This is a genomic window from Amaricoccus sp. (assembly GCF_047602525.1).
GTDB lineage: Bacteria > Pseudomonadota > Alphaproteobacteria > Rhodobacterales > Rhodobacteraceae > Amaricoccus.
Genome location: NZ_JASGHB010000001.1, coordinates 2,373,633 through 2,389,959, shown reverse-complemented (window position 1 = coordinate 2,389,959; position 16,327 = coordinate 2,373,633). Strand labels below are relative to the sequence as shown.

18 protein-coding genes and 1 tRNA gene are annotated in these 16,327 nt (G+C 69.0%); 5 read left to right on the top strand and 14 right to left on the bottom strand.

Features of this window, described 5'->3' with window-relative positions; translation table 11 throughout:
• Window positions 1-94: 94 nt before the first annotated feature.
• The 6 genes from rplL to secE all read right to left on the bottom strand — a co-directional run bounded on the left by rplL (window position 95) and on the right by secE (window position 3,647).
• Window positions 95-478 (bottom strand): 50S ribosomal protein L7/L12, encoded by a 384-nt coding sequence (gene rplL, locus QM699_RS12325; protein WP_415011395.1) that lies wholly within the window; start codon window positions 476-478, stop codon window positions 95-97.
• Between the two features lie 75 nt (window positions 479-553).
• Window positions 554-1,069, bottom strand: coding sequence for a 50S ribosomal protein L10 (gene rplJ / locus QM699_RS12320; RefSeq protein ID WP_415011394.1), 516 nt, complete (start codon window positions 1,067-1,069; stop codon window positions 554-556).
• Between the two features lie 249 nt (window positions 1,070-1,318).
• Entirely contained in the window at window positions 1,319-2,017 is a 699-nt protein-coding gene (gene rplA / locus QM699_RS12315; RefSeq protein WP_415011393.1) for a 50S ribosomal protein L1, read from the bottom strand.
• 4 nt (window positions 2,018-2,021) lie between these two features.
• Complete coding sequence (rplK, locus tag QM699_RS12310) at window positions 2,022-2,453, bottom strand: 50S ribosomal protein L11 (protein ID WP_415011392.1); 432 nt, start codon at window positions 2,451-2,453, stop codon at window positions 2,022-2,024.
• 102 nt (window positions 2,454-2,555) lie between these two features.
• Window positions 2,556-3,089: a transcription termination/antitermination protein NusG gene (nusG, locus tag QM699_RS12305; RefSeq protein ID WP_415011391.1), complete on the bottom strand. Its 534-nt coding sequence runs from the start codon at window positions 3,087-3,089 to the stop codon at window positions 2,556-2,558.
• 360 nt (window positions 3,090-3,449) lie between these two features.
• Entirely contained in the window at window positions 3,450-3,647 is a 198-nt protein-coding gene (secE, locus tag QM699_RS12300; RefSeq protein ID WP_415011390.1) for a preprotein translocase subunit SecE, read from the bottom strand.
• Window positions 3,648-3,808: 161 nt separating this feature from the next.
• Here secE and QM699_RS12295 point away from each other — a divergent pair, with 161 nt between their 5' ends.
• Window positions 3,809-5,194: an MFS transporter gene (locus tag QM699_RS12295; protein WP_415011389.1), complete on the top strand. Its 1,386-nt coding sequence runs from the start codon at window positions 3,809-3,811 to the stop codon at window positions 5,192-5,194.
• A gap of 18 nt (window positions 5,195-5,212) precedes the next feature.
• Here the strand turns inward: QM699_RS12295 and QM699_RS12290 are convergent.
• A tRNA-Trp gene (locus QM699_RS12290) sits at window positions 5,213-5,289 on the bottom strand.
• A gap of 127 nt (window positions 5,290-5,416) precedes the next feature.
• Between QM699_RS12290 and QM699_RS12285 the strand changes: the two genes are divergently transcribed.
• On the top strand, window positions 5,417-6,412 hold the full coding sequence (locus QM699_RS12285) for a Gfo/Idh/MocA family protein (protein WP_415011388.1): 996 nt from the start codon (window positions 5,417-5,419) through the stop codon (window positions 6,410-6,412).
• Between the two features lie 164 nt (window positions 6,413-6,576).
• Entirely contained in the window at window positions 6,577-7,179 is a 603-nt protein-coding gene (locus QM699_RS12280; protein WP_415011387.1) for a phasin family protein, read from the top strand.
• 56 nt (window positions 7,180-7,235) lie between these two features.
• On the opposite strand, the gene QM699_RS12275 is transcribed toward QM699_RS12280, so the two are convergent.
• Window positions 7,236-7,901, bottom strand: a complete 666-nt coding sequence (locus QM699_RS12275; protein ID WP_415011386.1) for an alpha/beta hydrolase — start codon at window positions 7,899-7,901, stop codon at window positions 7,236-7,238.
• A 122-nt stretch (window positions 7,902-8,023) separates the two neighbouring features.
• Here QM699_RS12275 and QM699_RS12270 point away from each other — a divergent pair, with 122 nt between their 5' ends.
• Window positions 8,024-8,635: a DedA family protein gene (locus QM699_RS12270; protein WP_415011385.1), complete on the top strand. Its 612-nt coding sequence runs from the start codon at window positions 8,024-8,026 to the stop codon at window positions 8,633-8,635.
• Here QM699_RS12270 and QM699_RS12265 read toward each other — a convergent pair.
• The 5 genes from QM699_RS12265 to QM699_RS12245 form a co-directional block, all read right to left on the bottom strand.
• Window positions 8,607-9,236 (bottom strand): DNA-3-methyladenine glycosylase family protein, encoded by a 630-nt coding sequence (locus tag QM699_RS12265; RefSeq protein WP_415011384.1) that lies wholly within the window; start codon window positions 9,234-9,236, stop codon window positions 8,607-8,609. The genes QM699_RS12270 and QM699_RS12265 overlap by 29 nt on opposite strands.
• Window positions 9,237-9,513: 277 nt before the next feature.
• The gene (locus QM699_RS12260; protein ID WP_415011383.1) at window positions 9,514-10,518 is read right to left on the bottom strand and encodes an ABC transporter ATP-binding protein; all 1,005 of its coding nucleotides are present in this window, start codon (window positions 10,516-10,518) and stop codon (window positions 9,514-9,516) included.
• Window positions 10,519-10,536: 18 nt separating this feature from the next.
• Window positions 10,537-11,361, bottom strand: a complete 825-nt coding sequence (locus QM699_RS12255; protein WP_415011382.1) for a carbohydrate ABC transporter permease — start codon at window positions 11,359-11,361, stop codon at window positions 10,537-10,539.
• Window positions 11,358-12,341 (bottom strand): carbohydrate ABC transporter permease, encoded by a 984-nt coding sequence (locus QM699_RS12250; RefSeq protein WP_415011381.1) that lies wholly within the window; start codon window positions 12,339-12,341, stop codon window positions 11,358-11,360. Before QM699_RS12250 ends, QM699_RS12255 begins: the two co-directional genes overlap by 4 nt.
• Before the next feature lie 114 nt (window positions 12,342-12,455).
• Window positions 12,456-13,730 (bottom strand): ABC transporter substrate-binding protein, encoded by a 1,275-nt coding sequence (locus tag QM699_RS12245; RefSeq protein ID WP_415011380.1) that lies wholly within the window; start codon window positions 13,728-13,730, stop codon window positions 12,456-12,458.
• A 155-nt stretch (window positions 13,731-13,885) separates the two neighbouring features.
• Between QM699_RS12245 and QM699_RS12240 the strand changes: the two genes are divergently transcribed.
• Window positions 13,886-15,265, top strand: a complete 1,380-nt coding sequence (locus QM699_RS12240; RefSeq protein ID WP_415011379.1) for an aminotransferase — start codon at window positions 13,886-13,888, stop codon at window positions 15,263-15,265.
• Window positions 15,266-15,520: 255 nt separating this feature from the next.
• On the opposite strand, the gene QM699_RS12235 is transcribed toward QM699_RS12240, so the two are convergent.
• Entirely contained in the window at window positions 15,521-16,138 is a 618-nt protein-coding gene (locus QM699_RS12235) for a lytic transglycosylase domain-containing protein (RefSeq protein WP_415011378.1), read from the bottom strand.
• Window positions 16,139-16,327 lie beyond the last annotated feature (189 nt).

Below are 16,327 nucleotides of genomic sequence, written 5' to 3'. Positions count from 1 at the left end.
GCAGGTGCCCCCAGAGACGCATGATGGCTGGACCCGCGTCGCCGCGGCTCCAGCCCGTTTTCTGGTCAGGGACGCCCGAAGGCGCCTGCCGAGATCACTTCAGCTCGACTTCCGCGCCAGCGGCGACGAGCTTCTTCTGGATGTCCTCGGCCTCGGCCTTGGACACGCCTTCCTTGACGGCCTTGCCGCCAGCCTCGACCAGGTCCTTCGCCTCCTTGAGGCCCAGGCCGGTGATGGCGCGGACTTCCTTGATGACGTTGATCTTCTGGGCGCCGGCCGACTTCAGGATGACGTCGAACTCGGTCTGCTCCTCGGCCGCTTCGGCCGGAGCGCCAGCCGCCGGACCGGCAGCCATCATCACGGCACCGCCCGCAGCGGGCTCGATGCCGTACTCGTCCTTCAGGATCTTCTTCAGTTCGGCGGCCTCGAGGAGGGTGAGCCCCACGATCTCTTCCGCCAGCTTCTTCAGGTCAGCCATTTTCAGGTTCCATCACATAAGGTGTCAGGTCCGGTGTGACAAGGGCCTTGCCCCACGCGGGTCTGTCGGGTTGCGTCAAGCCGCCTCACGCTCCTCGAGGGTGGTGAGGATCGCCGCGATGTTCGATGCCGGAGCGCCGATCGCCGCGACCAGGTTGCCGGCCGGGGCGCCGATGCAGGCCACGACGGAAGCGATAAGCTCCTCGCGCGACGGCATCTGTGCCACGGCCTTCACACCGGCCTCGTCGAGCGGCGTCGCCCCCATGGCCCCGCCAAGCACAACAAGCTTCTTGCTGGTCTTGGAGAATTCGTCGACGGCCTTGGCCGCGGCGACGGGGTCTTCGGAATAGGCGATCACCGTCATGCCCTTGAGGAGGTCTCCCATCTTTTCAGCGGGAGTTCCCATCAGGGCGATCTTGGCGAGCTTGTTCTTGGCGACGCGGACGCCACCCCCGGCCTGCTTCAGCCGGAGACGGAAATCCGTCATCTCTGCAACCGACATGCCCTCGTAGTGCGCGACCACGACGACACCAGAGTCAGCAAAGATCTGGCCGAGCTCGGCGACCACGACCTCTTTCTGGCCTCTATCCACGGTATTGCTCCAAGTTTGGCGCCATCGGGGCTGCCCCCTCCGGCACCGGCTCAGGTTTCGCCGGGTTTTCCCGGCGTCGGGGTCCTTAACCCGGGTCCCGCCAACATCGCCCGGAGGGGTTGCCTCCGATGGATCCTGATCGTTCCCCGTCTCAGGCAGGATTTCCGAGGTTTCCCCCCACCCACCGTCTCGGACAGTTCGGAAGGTTGCCCTCCCGGAACATCCCCCCGGTCGCCCGGGGGGAATCTCTTACTCGCCGACCGCGTTCGACACGTCGACGGTCACGCCCGGGCCCATGGTGGAGCTGAGCGAGATCTTCTTCAGGTACGTGCCCTTGGCGCCGCTCGGCTTCGCCCGGTTCACCGCCTGCACGAAGGCCTTCACGTTCTCGACCAGCGCCTCGGGGGCGAAGCTCGCCTTGCCGACGCCGCCGTGGATCACGCCGGCCTTCTCGACCTTGAACTGGACCTCGCCGCCCTTGGCGTTCTTCACGGCGTTGGCCACGTCCATCGTCACCGTGCCGACCTTGGGGTTCGGCATCAGGTTGCGCGGCCCGAGGATCTTGCCGAGGCGCCCGACGATCGGCATCATGTCCGGCGTGGCGATGCAGCGATCGAATTCGATCTTGCCGCCCTGGATCGTCTCCATCAGGTCTTCCGCGCCGACGATGTCGGCACCGGCGGCCTGCGCCTCGTCCGCCTTCGCGCCGCGCGCGAAAACGGCGACGCGGACGACCTTGCCCGTGCCGTTCGGCAGATTGACCACGCCGCGGACCATCTGGTCGGCATGGCGCGGGTCGACGCCGAGGTTCATCGCGATCTCGAGGGTCTCGTCGAACTTGGCCGAGGCATTCGCCTTGATGAGCTCGACCGCCTGCGGGACGGTGAGGTCGGCCTTGCCGTCGAACGCCTTGCGGGCGGCGGTGGTGCGCTTTCCGATCTTCGCCATCGCCTTACCCCTTCACCTCGATGCCCATCGAGCGCGCGGAGCCGGCGATGATCTGCATCGCGGCGTCGACGTCGTTGGCGTTCAGGTCCTTCATCTTGGCTTCGGCGATCTCGCGCAGCTGCGCCAGCGTCACCGACCCCGCGCTCGCGCCCTTGCCCGGCGTCTTCGACGCCGACTTCAGGCCCGCCGCCTTCTTCAGGTAGAACGACGCCGGCGGCGTCTTGATCTCCATCGTGAAGGACTTGTCGGTGTAGTAGGTGATGATGACCGGGGTCGGCTGGCCGACCTCCATCTCCTGCGTGCGCGCGTTGAACGCCTTGCAGAATTCCATGATGTTGATGCCGCGCTGACCCAGCGCCGGCCCGACGGGCGGAGAGGGGTTCGCCTTGCCGGCGGCAACCTGCAGCTTGAGCTGCCCCGCTACCTTCTTGGCCATGATGGCCTCCTTGCTTCCATGCCCGTCGGTCGCGACCTCGGGGCGCTACATGGGGTGGTGCGGTTCGACCGGCGCGCCGGCCTCGCCTCCCACCGTGCGCACTCAGCTCGCCTTGGCGACCTGGGTGAATTCCAGCTCGACCGGGGTCGCCCGGCCGAAGATCGACACCGACACCTTGAGCCGGCTGTTGCCCTGGTCGACTTCCTCGACCATGCCGGAGAAGCCCTCGAACGGACCGTCGGTCACGTTGACCTGCTCGCCGGTCTGGAAGGTGATGATCGAGCGCGGACGCTCCTTGCCCTCGACCACCTGGTTCTGGATGCGGGCGACCTCGTCGTCCTTCATGGGCGTCGGCTTGCCCTGCGGGCCGAGGAATCCCGTCACGCGGTTGATCGAGGTGACCGTGTGATAGGTCCGGTCGGACATCTCCATCTTGACCAGCACGTAGCCGGGCATGAACCGCTTCTTGGTCTGCACCTTCTTGCCGCGGCGGATTTCGATGACGTCCTCGGTCGGGACGATGACCTCGACGATCTCGTCGTCCAGATGGTGCTGCGCTGCCGCCTCGCGGATGGCCTCGGCGACCTTCTCCTCGAAGTTCGACAGCACGCTTACCGAATACCAGCGCATCGCCATGTCGTCCGTTACCTCAGTTCTCCGCGGCGGTGTCCGCCGGCTCAGTCTCTGGCGCGCGCCTGCGGCGCAATCAAAAAGCGACGCGCGACCGAATCGTCGCCCGCCGCGGTCTTGTCGGGAAGCGCGCACATACGCCGGCCCGACCGGGGGTTCAAGGGGCGATCTCGTCCGGGCCGGCCGGAGCGGACCTTGCCGCCGCCGATCCGTCGCGATGTCCGCGTCGCGTCCCCGGTGCCGTCCACCTGCGCGCCTGGTGCAGAACTTCCGATGGAGGCATTCGACCGCCACCAAAGGCTCACGCCAGTGCGGTCAGTGCGCCAACGCGGATTTGAAAGGACGGATTTGCTGTCCGGCGGGCCGTCAGCTCGCCATGCGGAGCACAGCCTCGAGGCCGAACCGGATCAGCACGTCGACGGTGAAGAAGAAGATGGCGAAGATCGACGCCATGACCATCACCATGACCGTGGTCAGCATGGTCTCGCGCCGCGTCGGCCAGACGATCTTCGCCGTCTCGGCGCGGACCTGCTGGATGAACTGCAGGGGGTTGGTGCGGGCCATGGGTCTCTCTATCCTCGGCGGTGCCTGCACCTAGGCCAGTGGCTGCGGCTTTGCAAGTGCCAAGCGCGGGGGCCGGGGAGAGCCTTCAGGCCGGCCCTTGCCACCGCCCGCTGTTCATCCAGTCTATAGGCCAGAGACGCAGCGAGAGGGCGCCCATCGCCGTGCCGGACGAAATCCACCCCGACGGCCTGCCGCTGCCCCAGCGGCATTTCGCGGTCGGCGCCATCGCCATCGGCATCGCCATGGCGGTGCTCGACGGCACGGTGGTGAACGTGGCGCTGCCGAGCATCGTCGCCGAGCTTGGCACCACCCCCTCGGCCGGGGTCTGGGTCATCAACGCCTATCAGCTCGTCATCGTCGCGCTGCTGATGCCGCTCGCCTCGTTAGGGGAGCGGGTCGGCTACCGGCGGGTCTATCGCTGGGGCATCGCGCTCTTCACCCTCGGCTCGCTCGCCTGCGCGCTGTCCCACAGCCTGCCGCTCCTCGTCGCCGCGCGGGTGGTGCAGGGGATGGGGGGCGCCGCGATCATGAGCGTCAACGGCGCGCTGGTCCGCCACATCTATCCGGACTCGCAGCTCGGCCGCGGCGTCGGCTTCAACGGCCTCGTCGTCTCGCTGTCGGCGGCGGTCGCGCCGTCGCTCGCCGCGGGCATCCTCGCGGTCGGCAACTGGCCGTGGCTCTTCGCGGTCAACGTGCCGTTCGGCGCGCTGAACCTGTGGCTGGCGCTCCGCTACCTGCCGCGCTCGGAACAGCTGGCGCGGCCGTTCGACTGGGCAAGCGCGGTGCTGAGCGCGATGATGCTCGGGCTGTTCTTCATCGGCGCCGACACCTTCACCCGCGGTGGCGGGGCGCTGCCGGCGGCGATCGGCATCGCCGTGGCGATCGCCGCCGGAGTGTTCCTCGTCCGGCGCAGCCGCCGCGACCCCGCGCCGCTCATCCCGGTCGACCTGTTCCGCAACGGAGTCTTCGCGCTCTCGGTCAGCGCGTCGGTCTGTGCCTTCGCGGCCTTCACCATCGCCTTCGTGGCGCTGCCCTTCTACTTCCAGCAGGTGCTCGGCCTCGACCAGGTGTCGACCGGCCTGCTGATGACGCCCTGGCCGGTGGCGCTCGGCCTCGCCGCGCCGATCGCCGGCCGGCTGTCGGACAGGGCATCTGCCGGGGTGCTCGGGGCCTTCGGGATGCTGCTGCTCGCGGCCGGGCTCGCGCTCCTGACGCTGGCGGGGCCGGAGATGGGCGCGGCCGGCATCGCCTGGCGGATGGCGCTCTGCGGCTTCGGCTTCGGGTTCTTCCAGGCGCCCAACAACCGCACGATGCTCGCCGCCGCGCCGCGGACCCGTGCGGGCGCCGCGAGCGGCATGCTCGCTACGGCGCGGCTGCTCGGGATGACGGTGGGGGCCTCGATCGTGGCGCTGGTCTTCCATCTGGCGCCGGCCCGGGCCGAGCCTGTCGGGCTCGCGATCGCCACGGGCCTCGGACTCGCGGCCGCGCTGCTGAGCGGGCTCCGGTTGTCGCGGCGGGCGAAGGAGGGGGCGACGCGGCGGGCCTGAGTGCGCCGCCGCTTCCGCTGGCAGGGGCGATAGGACTTCGAACCTACGACCCTCGGTTTTGGAGACCGATGCTCTACCGACTGAGCTACACCCCTTCAGCGAGGGTTGCCTTAGGTTTTCCCGCACCCGAGGTCAAGCCGTTTCAACGCACGGTCGCCGGCGTTGCCTCGGCCCGGGACAGATCCTAGGGTGCGGCCCAAACAGATCGAGGGGGAGGCTCGCATGACCAACGTCCATGGGAACGGGAACCGCGTGCGCTGGGGAATCCTCGGCGCCGGCAAGATCGCGCGCGAATGGGTGGTGCCCGGCATCCACATGAGCGACCGGGGCGAACTGGCGGCCGTGGCGAGCCGCACCCCGGGCAAGGCCGCCGCCCTTGCGGCGCCCTATGGCGCCGGGGTGCGCCTCCACGACGACTACGACGCGCTGCTCGCCGACCCGGAGGTGGATGCGATCTACATCCCGCTGCCGAACGACGCGCATGTCGCCTGGACCCGCAAGTGCCTCGAGGCGGGCAAGCCCGTGCTCTGCGAGAAGCCGATCGCGCTCCGGGCCGAGGAAATCGACGGCCTGATCGCGCTGCGCGACGAGACCGGCCTCCTCGCGGCCGAGGCGTTCATGGTCACGCACCATCCGCAGTGGATCCGGGCCCGGGAGCTGGTGGCGGAAGGCGCCATCGGGCGGCTGACCGCCGTGCAGGGCGCCTTCAGCTTCTACAATCCCGATCCGGCGAACATCCGCAACATGCCGGAGCTTGGCGGCGGCGCGCTGCGGGACATCGGAGTCTATCCCGCGATCTCCACCCGCTTCGTCAGCGGCGCGGAGCCCACCGCCGTGCCCTACGCCCGCATCGACTGGGACGGCGGCATCGACGCCACCGCGCGGGCGGTGGTCGACTTCCCCGGGTTCACCCTGGACTTCTATGTCTCCATGCGCCTCGCGCCGCGGCAGATCATGACGTTCCACGGGGACGAGGGATGGCTCTCGGTTCATGCGCCGTTCAACGCCGGCGCCTACGGCGATCCGGTGATCGAACTGCGGTCCGCCGACGCGCGCACCGTGTTCGAGCGCTTCCCGCGATCCGACCAGTATCGGGCGCAGATCGACGCGTTCAACGCCAGCCTGCTCGACGGCGTGCCCTACGCCTGCCCGCTGGAAATGTCGCGCGGCAACCAGCGGCTGATCGACATGATCTATGCCGCGGCGGGTCCTGCCTGAGGCGAGCGGCTGGCGGAGACTCTACCTGCGGCTGTGCCTTGCGGCAGTGCACCGCCTTGCCGTAGGTAGCTGTGCCCGCCATACCGCGGGCGCTGCCGAATCCCCCAGAGGGCCGGCGGGCGCGGGGAGGCGCCCCGGCCTCTCTGCCGCAAAAGGAGAGCGACATGACCGCCCAGACATCCCGCCGAAAGCCCGCCGCCGCCCGTAAGCAGAGCCCGGCCGCTGCCGTGTCTGCTGGCGCCACGTCCACGACTGCCGTTGCCGAGGCCGCGGAAACCCGCGATGGCCTGCGGATGGCCGCGGCGGCGCAGCGCCAGGCCTTCGAGCGGCTCGAGCGGCTGTGCGTGGAGGGATTCCGCTTTGCCACGACCCGGATGGAAGAGAACCGCAGCACCCTGCGCGATCTGGTGCAGACTCCGAACCTGCAGGATCGCGTGGCGATCTGGGGGCGCCACTTCGAGCGCACCGTAAAGCAGTACTCCGACAACTTCGGTACGCTCGCCGGTATCTGCAATCAGCGGGTGATCGAGACCGTGCAGGACAGCGCCGAGGTCGCCCAGGCCGCCGTCGCCGCCGTGGCCGAGGTCACGCCGAGCCCGATGGCCGAGGCGATCCCGCCGCTGCCCGTGGCCGAGCCCGCGGTCGCCGCGTCCGCCGTCTCCGAGCCTGAAGTCACCGAGCCGGCAGCTGTCGAGCCCGAGGTCGCGCAGATCCCCGCGCCCGAGGCTGCCGCCGAACTGGTCCCGGCGGACGTCCAGCGCCACTGAACCGGCGCCGATGGCCGGCCTCCCGCCGGCCATCGGCTCCGTGCCGACAACCGGCCTCAGTCGAGGCCGAATCTCGCCCGGATGAAGCGCAGCGCCAGCGTCAGCCCGTCCGGCGCGATCCCGTGCCCCGCGCCGCGAGAGACGTGGGTGAGCGTCTCGACACCCGCCGCGGTGAGCGCGGCCTCGGCGTGGCCCAGGCTCTCGAACGGCACGACCGGATCCGCGTCGCCGTGGATCAGCAGCACCGGCGGCCGCGAGGCGATCTCGCCCGGCAGCGCCTCGGGATCGAGCAGCCGGCCGGAAAAGCCGACGATCCCCGCGAGCGGCGCGCTGCGGCGCAGCCCGACGTGCAGCGCCATCATCGTGCCCTGGCTGAAGCCGACCAGCACCGTGCGCTCCGGCCCGATCCCGGTCGCCGCCGGCAGCGCGTCGAGCCAGTCGTCGAGCAGGCGATACGAGCGCGCCGCCGCGGCCCGGGCCACGTCCTCCGGCGTGCCGTCGAGCCAGGGGATCGGGAACCACTGATAGCCCATCGGGTTCGCGCTCGACGGCTCGGGCGCGTTCGGCGCGCGGAAGGCCGTCGCCGGCAGATGCGGCGCCAGCGGATCGGCGAGGCCGATCAGGTCCGCCCCGTCCGCGCCATAGCCGTGAAGGAACACGACGAGGCTGTCGGCGGTGCCAGAGAGGGCAGGGCGCTCCGGCCCGGTCAGGGGGGTGGTCATCGGTCGGCTCCCGCAATGCGTCACCGGCGGTGGTAGGCGGAAACCCCCCGCGCCGCAACCGGCCTCCCGGCCGGGCCCCTGCCGCGCTATGCTGGCCCGCCCTCGAGCCACCGGAGCCGCCGATGAGCATCGTCGCGACCGTCGAACATCTCGTCTCGCAGCTGGGCGCGCCGGCGCTCTTCGTCACGCTGACCCTCGAGAGCCTGGGCGCGCCGGTGCCGGGCGAGAGCGCGGTGATCGCCGCCTCCGCTGCGGCCAGCCGGGGCGAACTCGACATCCGCGCAGTCGCGGTCGCGGCCTTCGCCGGCGCTGTGCTCGGCGACAACATCGGCTTCCTGATCGGCCGCAAGCTCGGCCGCCGCACCGTGGTGCGCTATGGCAGCCGGTTCGGCGTGACCGACGCCGCCTTCGATCGGGTCGAGGCCGTCGCGCGACGCTGGGGGCCGCTCATGGTGGTGGCCGCCCGCTTCGTCGTGCTGCTGCGGCAGCTCAACGGCATCGTTGCCGGCACCACCGGCATGGCCTGGCCGCGCTTCCTCGCGGCAAACGCGCTCGGCGCGGCGCTCTGGGTCGGGCTCTGGTGTACCCTCGCGTGGCGCCTCGGCCGCGACGCCCACGCCTTCGTGCCGTGGATCTGGCATCACCTCAGTCTCGCTGCGGCGGTGCTGGTGCCCCTGCTGGTGCTCGGCCTGCTGGCGCTCCGGCTCAGCGGATGCCTTCACGCCCCGCGCTGACCCGGTAGTAGGCCCAGAGCAGCCGCGCGGCGACCGAGCGCCACGGCGACCAGGCCTCGGCCATCGCGCGCAGTTCGCCCTCGCGCGGACGGGCCGGCAGCTCGAACAGCCGCGCCGCCGCCTCCTGCAAGGCGAGGTCCCCGGGCGCGAAGACGTCGGCCCGACCGAGCGAGAACATCACGTAGATTTCCGCTGTCCACACGCCGATGCCCTTGATCCGCACCAGCTCTGCGACGACCTCGGCATCCGGCAGATCGCGCAGCGCGGGGAAGTCGAGACCCGCGGCCGCGATCGCCCGGCCATAGGCGATCTTCTGGCGCGACAGCCCGGCGGCCCGCAACGCCTCGTCGGTGGCGGCGGAAATCCCCTCGGGCGTGTGCGCCTCCATCGCGATCAGCCTGTCCCAGATCGCGCCCGCCGCCGCCGTCGAGACCTGCTGGCTGACGATCGCCGAAAACAGCGTGGCAAAGCCGTCTTCGCGCCGGCGCAGCGGCAACGGCCCGGTCAGCGCCAGCGCCCGGGCAAAGCGCGGCTCGGCAGCGGCCAGATGCGCCGCCCCCTCGGCCACGTCGTCGTCCGTCTCGATGATGCGTCCGACCATGGCCCGGACCGTAGCTGCTCGCGCGTTGGATCGAAAGCCATGCGCCCGGATTGCTGGCGCTGCGTCCGCCCTGTCGCTCGCCGTCAGTCCGACGGTGCGACCGGGGGGAGAGTGCGGCTGGGGGGAGAGTGCGGCTGGGGATCGAAGAGGTGCGGGGTCACTCGGAGGGCGAGGGGGGCCCTTTCATGCCGCCCGGCGGCGCCCCGAGCGCGCTCACTGGCGGCCCCCGGGGGGTACGTCGCGCCGCGGGCATCGAGGCCAACGGCGCGACCGGCCCTCAGCGGATCGGGGTGCCCTTCTCGTCGAAGCGGTGCAGGTTCTCGACCAGCGGCCGGACGCCGATGTTCGCGCCCCACGGGATCGCGGTCTTGCCTTCCTGCCGGACCAGGATCGGCTCCTCGGAGCCGATGTCGACGAAGAGATAGTTGTCCGAGCCGAGGTTTTCCGCGTGGACGACCTCGCCGCGCCAGATCGGGCTGACGTTGTCGACCACCATGTGCTCGGAGCGGATGCCGATGGTGTGGGCGTCGAAGCCCTGGGCGATCTGGCCGTTGACGAAGTTCATCTTCGGGCTGCCGATGAAGCCGGCGACGAACACCGAATTCGGCCGCTCGTAGAGTTCGGTCGGGGTGCCGACCTGCATCACCAGCCCGTCGCGCAGCACGCAGATCCGGTCGGCGAGCGTCATCGCCTCCACCTGATCGTGGGTGACGTAGATCATCGTCACGTTCTGCATCTCGTGATGCAGCTTGGCGATCTCGAGCCGGGTCGCCACGCGCAGCGCCGCGTCGAGGTTCGACAGCGGCTCGTCGAACAGGAACACTTTCGGGTCGCGCACGATGGCCCGGCCGATCGCCACACGCTGCCGCTGGCCGCCCGAAAGCTGCTTCGGCAGGCGGTCGAGCAGGTGGTCGATGTGCAGCATCTTCGCCGCCTTCTCGACCCGCCGGCGGATCTCGTCCGGACCCGACTTGGCGAGCTTCAGGCCGAAGGCCATGTTGTCGTAGACCTTCATGTGCGGGTAGAGCGCGTAGCTCTGGAACACCATGGCGATGCCGCGCTTCGACGGCGCGAGGTCGTTGACCCGCTTGCCGTCGAAGAGCATGTCGCCGGAGGTGATGTCCTCGAGCCCGGCGATCAGCCGCAGCAGCGTGGATTTGCCGCAGCCCGAGGGCCCGACGAACACCATGAACTCGCCGTCTCGGATCTCGAGGTCCACCCCCTTGATGACGTGGACCGACCCGTAGGACTTGCGGACGTCCTTGAGCTGAAGTTGCGCCATTCGCGATTCCCCCGGGAATTAGCCTTTGACACCGCCGGCCGTCAGGCCCGCGACAATCTTGCGCTGGAAGATCAGGACCAGCACGATGAGCGGCACGGTCACGATGACCGACGCCGCCATGATGATGCCCCACGGCGTCTCATACTGCGTCGCGCCGGACAGCAGCGCGATCGCCACCGGCACCGTTCGAGTGGTGTTCGACGACGTGAAGGTCAGCGCGAACAGGAACTCGTTCCACGCGCCGATGAAGGCCAGCAGGCCGGTCGTGACCAGCGCCGGCCACATCAGCGGCAGGAAGACCTTGGAGATGATCTGCCACGGGGTCGCCCCGTCGACGATCGCCGCCTCCTCGATCTCCACGGGCAAGTCGCGCATGAAGGTGGTCAGCACCCAGACGGTGAACGGCAGGGTGAAGATCGTGTAGCTGAGGACCAGCGCCCAGGGCGTGTTGAAGATGCCGAGGAAGCGGATGAGCTCGAAAAGGCCGGCGAGCACCGCGATCTGCGGGAACATCGACACCCCGAGGATGGTCAGCAGCAGCAGCGTCCGCCCGCGGAACTGGACGCGGGCGAGGGCGTAGGAGGCCGTCACGCCGAGGAACAGCGCGAACGCGACGGTGAGCGTCGCGACCAGCACCGAGTTCAGGATGTTGCGCGGGAAGTCGCCCTGCTGCATCACGCTGACGTAGTTCTGGAAGTTGAACTCACGCGGCCAGTAGTTGACTTCAAAGAGCGCGGTGCCGGTCTTGAAGCTGGTGATGATCGCGTAATAGAACGGAAAGACCGCTACGACGACGATCACGACGACGGCGAGATAGAACGCGCCGGTCTTGACGGCATTCATTGCTTCTGCCCTCCCAGATCCACGCGGCCGAGCCAGATGTAGAGGACGACCGAGACGGCGATGATGAGGAACAGCAGCGTCGATTGCGCCGAGCCGTAGGCGAACTTGTCGAAGTCGATCAGGTTCTCGCGGCTGATCACCGACATCGTCTTCGTCGCCGACGAGTTCGGCGTCAGCACGTAGATGAGATCGAAGATCCGGAGCGCGTCGAGCAGGCGGAAGATCACCGCGACCATCAGCGCCGGCTTCACCAGCGGCAGCGTCACGCGGAAGAACACCTTGATCGGGTGGATGCCGTCGATCTTCGCGGCTTCGTACATGTCGCGCGGGATCATCTGCAGGCCGGCGAGGCAGAGCAGCGCCATGAACGGCGTCGTCTTCCAGATGTCGACGATCAGCACCGCGTACATCGCGGTGGAGACGTCGGCCGTCCAGGCGATCTTGTGGTCGATGAGCCCGAGGCTCATCAGCATGTCGTTCACCATGCCGAACTGGTCGTTGAAGAGCCACGCCCAGAGCTTGGCCGACACGATGGTCGGGATCGCCCACGGGATCAGGATCGCGGCCCGGACGAGGGCGCGGCCGTGGAACTCGGCGTTGAGCACCAGCGCCACCAGCAGGCCGAGCACCGTCTCGATCGACACCGAGATGAAGGCGAAGCGGAAGGTGTTCCACACCGCGTTCCACCAGGCCGGATCGACCAGCACGCCGCGGTAGATCGTCTTGCCGGAGCTCAGCGTGCGGATCGACAGGTAGTTGCCGAAGCCCACCCACTTGCCTTCGGCGAGGTTGGAGAGCGATGTGTCGGTGAAGCTGAAATAGATGGTGCGCAACAGCGGCCATGCCGCCACCAGCGCCAGCGCCACCAGCATTGGCAGGAGGAACAGCCGCGCCGCGCGCACCCGTTCCGCCTGCAGCTCGGATCGCCGGGCGGGCTTCGCCGCCTGCAGATCCGGCCGATCGGCCGTCGTCGTCGCCATGGCCGCTCTCCCCCCGTTTTCGGTTATGTCAAACAGGCCCCGGCGGCGCTCCGCGACCGGGGCCGTTGGCGATCGAGTTCCGGGCGGCGTCCCCGCGCCGCCCGTGAGAGGTGCTTACCAGCCGTCGCCCTTCAGGTCCTGCAGGTCGGCCTCGAGCACCTCGAGGCTGTCCTGCGCGGTGCTCGTGCCTGCGAGCACCTCATGCGTCGCGGTCCAGAACTTGTTCGAGACCTCGTTGTACTTGACCTTGGTCGCCGCCGACGGCCGCGGCACGGCATTGAGGAAGATACCCTTCCAGTGCGGGATGAGCGGCTGGGCCGCGGCGATGTCCTTGTCGTCGTAGAGCGACTGGATGGTCGGCAGGTGGCTCGCCTTGATGGCGTTGCCTTTCTGGAACTCGGCGCCGGTCATGTAGAGCACGAGGTCGGTCGCCACCTCGGCGTTCGGCGAGTACTTCGACACCGCGAGGTTCCAGCCGCCGAGCGTCGCGGCCGACTTGTTGTCGCCGCCGCCGGAGGGCAGGGGCGCCACGTCGAACTTGCCCTTGATCGGGCTGTCACCGCCGTTGCCGAGCGCGTAGGCATAGGGCCAGTTGCGCATGAAGACGGCATTGCCGGTCTGCCAGACGCCGCGGCTCTCCTCCTCGGTGTAGCTGAGCACGCCCCCGGGGGAGATCGTGTTCACCCAGCCCGCCGCCATCTCGAGCGCCTTGGCCGCGTTCTCGTTGTTGACCGAGATCTCGCCATCGGCCTCGACGATGTGGCCGCCGCCGTTCGAGGCGATCCATTCGAGGCCATTGCAGGTGAGGCCCTCGTAGGCCGCGCCCTGCCAGACATAGCCCCAGATGTCCTTGGAGCCGGCGGCGCGCTCGCCGTCCTGGATCTTCTTGGCCGTGGCGGACAGCTCGTCCCAGGTTTCCGGCACCTTCTCGCCGTACTTGTCGAGCAGGTCCTTGCGGTAATAGAGCGCCGGCGCGTCGGTGAAGAACGGCGCGGCGATGAGCTTGCCATTGACGGTCTGCGACGCGACGATCGACGGGAAATGATCGTTCGCCACCGGCGCGAACGCCTGGGTGAGGTCGAGGAACTGCTCCGACAGCTGCGGGGCCCAGATCACATCGACGAGATAGACGTCGATGTCCTTGTTGCCGGCCGCAAGCCAGAGCTTGTACTGGGCGAACTGGTCGGTGGTGGACGACGGCATCGGGACGAACGTCACCTTGTTGCCGGTCTTCTCCTCCCAGGGCTTTACCAGCTCCTGGTAGACCGCGATGTCGGCGCCCACGGCGCCCGAGACGAGATTGATATTCACCGCGCCTGCGACTGTCGCCACCATGCTGACGATGGACGCCCCGGCGAGGATCGCTGCGAGCGATCGGGTTGCTAGCATCAAATGGCCTCCCCAAGATTTTGTGACTGCCACTTTAGCCGCATTCCGTGGCGCTGGAAGACCGTTTGTTTCAGGCCGGCGGCCGCGCGGGCAAGATTGACGCTCTGCCGAACATGTGCGACTCCTCGGGCTTCCCAGGGCCCGAGGAGGAATGGATGAGCCAGCCGCTCAGCAACTTCCAGGTGCGCGACGCCGAAGCATTGCTGCATCCCTATACCGATGCGGTGGCGCTTCGCGCGCACGGCGCGCAGATCATCGAACGGGGCGAGGGCGTGCGGGTCTTCGACCAGTCGGGCCGAAGCTATATCGAGGCGATGTCCGGCCTCTGGTGCGCCGGGCTTGGCTTCGGCAACGCCGAACTGGTCGAGGCGGCGCGGGCGCAGCTCGAGAAGCTGCCGTACTATCATCTGTTTTCCGCGAAGAGCCACGAGACGGCGATCGAGCTCGGCGAGAAGCTCAAGGCGATGGTGCCCGGCCAGATGGCGCGGGTGTTCTTCCAGTCGAGCGGGTCGGAAGCGAACGACACGCAGATCAAGCTCGCCTGGTACATGAACAACGCGCTCGGGCGGCCGCGGAAGAAGACCTTCATCAGCCGGAAGAAGGCGTATCACGGCACGACGCTTGCCACCGCGTCGCTGACCGGGCTGACGGGAAATCACACGGATTTCGACCTGCCGATGCCGGGGATCCGGCATCTCTCGACGCCGCACTACTGGAAGGAGGCGGAGGCGGGCGAGAGCGAGGACGCCTTCGTCGCCCGGCTCGCCGCCGAGTTCGAGGCGCTGATCGAGGCCGAGGGCGCGGAGACGATCGCGGCCTTCATTGCCGAGCCGGTGATGGGGGCGGGCGGCGCGATCGTGCCGCCGATGGGCTATTTCCCGGCGATGTCGGCGATCGCGGAGAAGCACGATATCCTGACGATCTCCGACGAGGTGATCTGCGGATTCGGGCGGACGGGCGAGTGGTTCGGCGCCGAGACCGTCGGGTATCGGCCGACGTCGCTGTCGATGGCGAAGCAGCTGACTGCGGGATTCGTGCCGCTCTCGGCGGTTGCGATCAACGGCGAGATGGCCGAGGCGATCGAGGCGAACTCGGGCCGGATCGGCATGTTCGGCCACGGCTTCACCTATGGCGGGCACCCGGTCGGCTGCGCGGTGGCGCTGAAGGCGCTGGAGATCTACGAGCGGCTCGACATGCCGCGGGTGGTGCAGGCGCGGAGCCCGCGCTTCGCCGGGCACCTGAAGAGCTTCGAGGGGCATCCGCTGGTCGGCGAGGGGCGCTCGCTCGGCCTGATGGGGGCGCTCGAGCTGGCGCCCGAAGGCCGGCGCACGGGCTTCGCGGCGCCGGGCGAGGTCGGGGCGAAGATGCTGTCCGAGCTGCGGGAGCGCGGGATCATCGCGCGGGCGGTGGTCGATTCCATCGTGTTCTGCCCGGCGATGACCATCACCGAGGCGGAACTCGACGAGATCTTTGCCGCGGTCGGGCCGTCGCTCGACGCGACGCTCGACTGGGCGAAGGCCGAGGGGCATCTGTGAAGCTGCCGGGCGTCGGGTGTGAAGTGCACGGAGGGGGAGCGCCGGCCTCGGGGAGCCCTTGGGGCTCCCGCTCGTCCGGCGCTACGTGACAGGCCGCCGTTGCGGCCCGTCCCTCAGGAGCCGCGCCGTTGCGCGGCGAGTCTTCTTCTCCCCGCCTGTTGGCGGGGCCCTGCGACTGCCCGATAGGGTTTCTGCCAGTATGAATACCAAGGCCCGGGAGGGCGCCGGGCTTGGCTGACCCGGATCCGGCCGGGGTCACCGGCCGAGGATCGCCTTCACGTAGCGCTGGGTCTCGTCGTAGGGCGGAACGCCGCCGTAGCGGGCCACCGCCTCCGGTCCGGCATTGTAGGCCGCGAGCGCCAGGCGCCAGTCGCCGAAGCGCTGGTATTGCTGGCTCAGGTATCGGGCGCCGCCCTCGAGGTTTTCCTTCGGATCGTGCGGATTCACCCCGAGGTGGGTCGCGGTGTACGGCATGAGCTGGGCGAGGCCGATCGCCCCCTTGTCGGACTTCGCCCCCGGACGGAAGTTCGATTCGGTGCGCACGAGCCGCAGGAACAGGTCCTCGGGCACGTTGTGCCGGCGGGCGGCGGCGCGGGCCATGTCCTGATAGAGCCCCGGCGACCCGCCGTAGACCGGCAGGCCGAAGATGCCGTCGTCGTTGGTCTCGAGCCGCGACACCCGGCGGGGCTGGCCGGCGAGCGAGCCCGGCACCGGCGGCCGGATGAGTTCGCGATAGTCCGTCGACAGGCTCGACTGGCCCCGCAGGAGCGCGCTGAGCTTGGTGTCGGCGTCTGCCGCGCAGGTCGCCGCCAGGATGGCGACAAGCGCGACGGTCGCCCTGTTGGCGACAAGCGCGATCGTGATCCGCTGCATGGTCCCTCGTGTTACCCTGTTTCGGCGGGCTGCCCTCCGCCGCCCGGGTTTTGGCCCGGGATTGCGCGGGACTATGGCCGAAAAGAAACGCCCTGTCAGCCCGGATCTGGCGTTCATGCTTTGTCAGCAGATGCGCCGGGGCGCGCCGGCCACGGCTCTTCCCTTCCGGGATGCGACGGGCTAGTGAGC

Excerpts from the sequence above, each read along its gene's own strand:
- rplL (WP_415011395.1), bottom strand. The coding sequence starts at position 478 with ATGGCTGACCTGAAGAAGCTGGCGGAAGAGATCGTGGGGCTCACCCTC.
- rplA (WP_415011393.1), bottom strand. The coding sequence starts at position 2,017 with ATGGCGAAGATCGGAAAGCGCACCACCGCCGCCCGCAAGGCGTTCGAC.
- rplK (WP_415011392.1), bottom strand. The coding sequence starts at position 2,453 with ATGGCCAAGAAGGTAGCGGGGCAGCTCAAGCTGCAGGTTGCCGCCGGC.
- nusG (WP_415011391.1), bottom strand. The coding sequence starts at position 3,089 with ATGGCGATGCGCTGGTATTCGGTAAGCGTGCTGTCGAACTTCGAGGAG.
- secE (WP_415011390.1), bottom strand. The coding sequence starts at position 3,647 with ATGGCCCGCACCAACCCCCTGCAGTTCATCCAGCAGGTCCGCGCCGAG.
- QM699_RS12285 (WP_415011388.1), top strand. The coding sequence starts at position 5,417 with ATGACCAACGTCCATGGGAACGGGAACCGCGTGCGCTGGGGAATCCTC.
- QM699_RS12280 (WP_415011387.1), top strand. The coding sequence starts at position 6,577 with ATGACCGCCCAGACATCCCGCCGAAAGCCCGCCGCCGCCCGTAAGCAG.
- QM699_RS12275 (WP_415011386.1), bottom strand. The coding sequence starts at position 7,901 with ATGACCACCCCCCTGACCGGGCCGGAGCGCCCTGCCCTCTCTGGCACC.
- QM699_RS12270 (WP_415011385.1), top strand. The coding sequence starts at position 8,024 with ATGAGCATCGTCGCGACCGTCGAACATCTCGTCTCGCAGCTGGGCGCG.
- QM699_RS12265 (WP_415011384.1), bottom strand. The coding sequence starts at position 9,236 with ATGGTCGGACGCATCATCGAGACGGACGACGACGTGGCCGAGGGGGCG.
- QM699_RS12260 (WP_415011383.1), bottom strand. The coding sequence starts at position 10,518 with ATGGCGCAACTTCAGCTCAAGGACGTCCGCAAGTCCTACGGGTCGGTC.
- QM699_RS12255 (WP_415011382.1), bottom strand. The coding sequence starts at position 11,361 with ATGAATGCCGTCAAGACCGGCGCGTTCTATCTCGCCGTCGTCGTGATC.
- QM699_RS12250 (WP_415011381.1), bottom strand. The coding sequence starts at position 12,341 with ATGGCGACGACGACGGCCGATCGGCCGGATCTGCAGGCGGCGAAGCCC.
- QM699_RS12245 (WP_415011380.1), bottom strand. The coding sequence starts at position 13,730 with ATGCTAGCAACCCGATCGCTCGCAGCGATCCTCGCCGGGGCGTCCATC.
- QM699_RS12240 (WP_415011379.1), top strand. The coding sequence starts at position 13,886 with ATGAGCCAGCCGCTCAGCAACTTCCAGGTGCGCGACGCCGAAGCATTG.
- QM699_RS12235 (WP_415011378.1), bottom strand. The coding sequence starts at position 16,138 with ATGCAGCGGATCACGATCGCGCTTGTCGCCAACAGGGCGACCGTCGCG.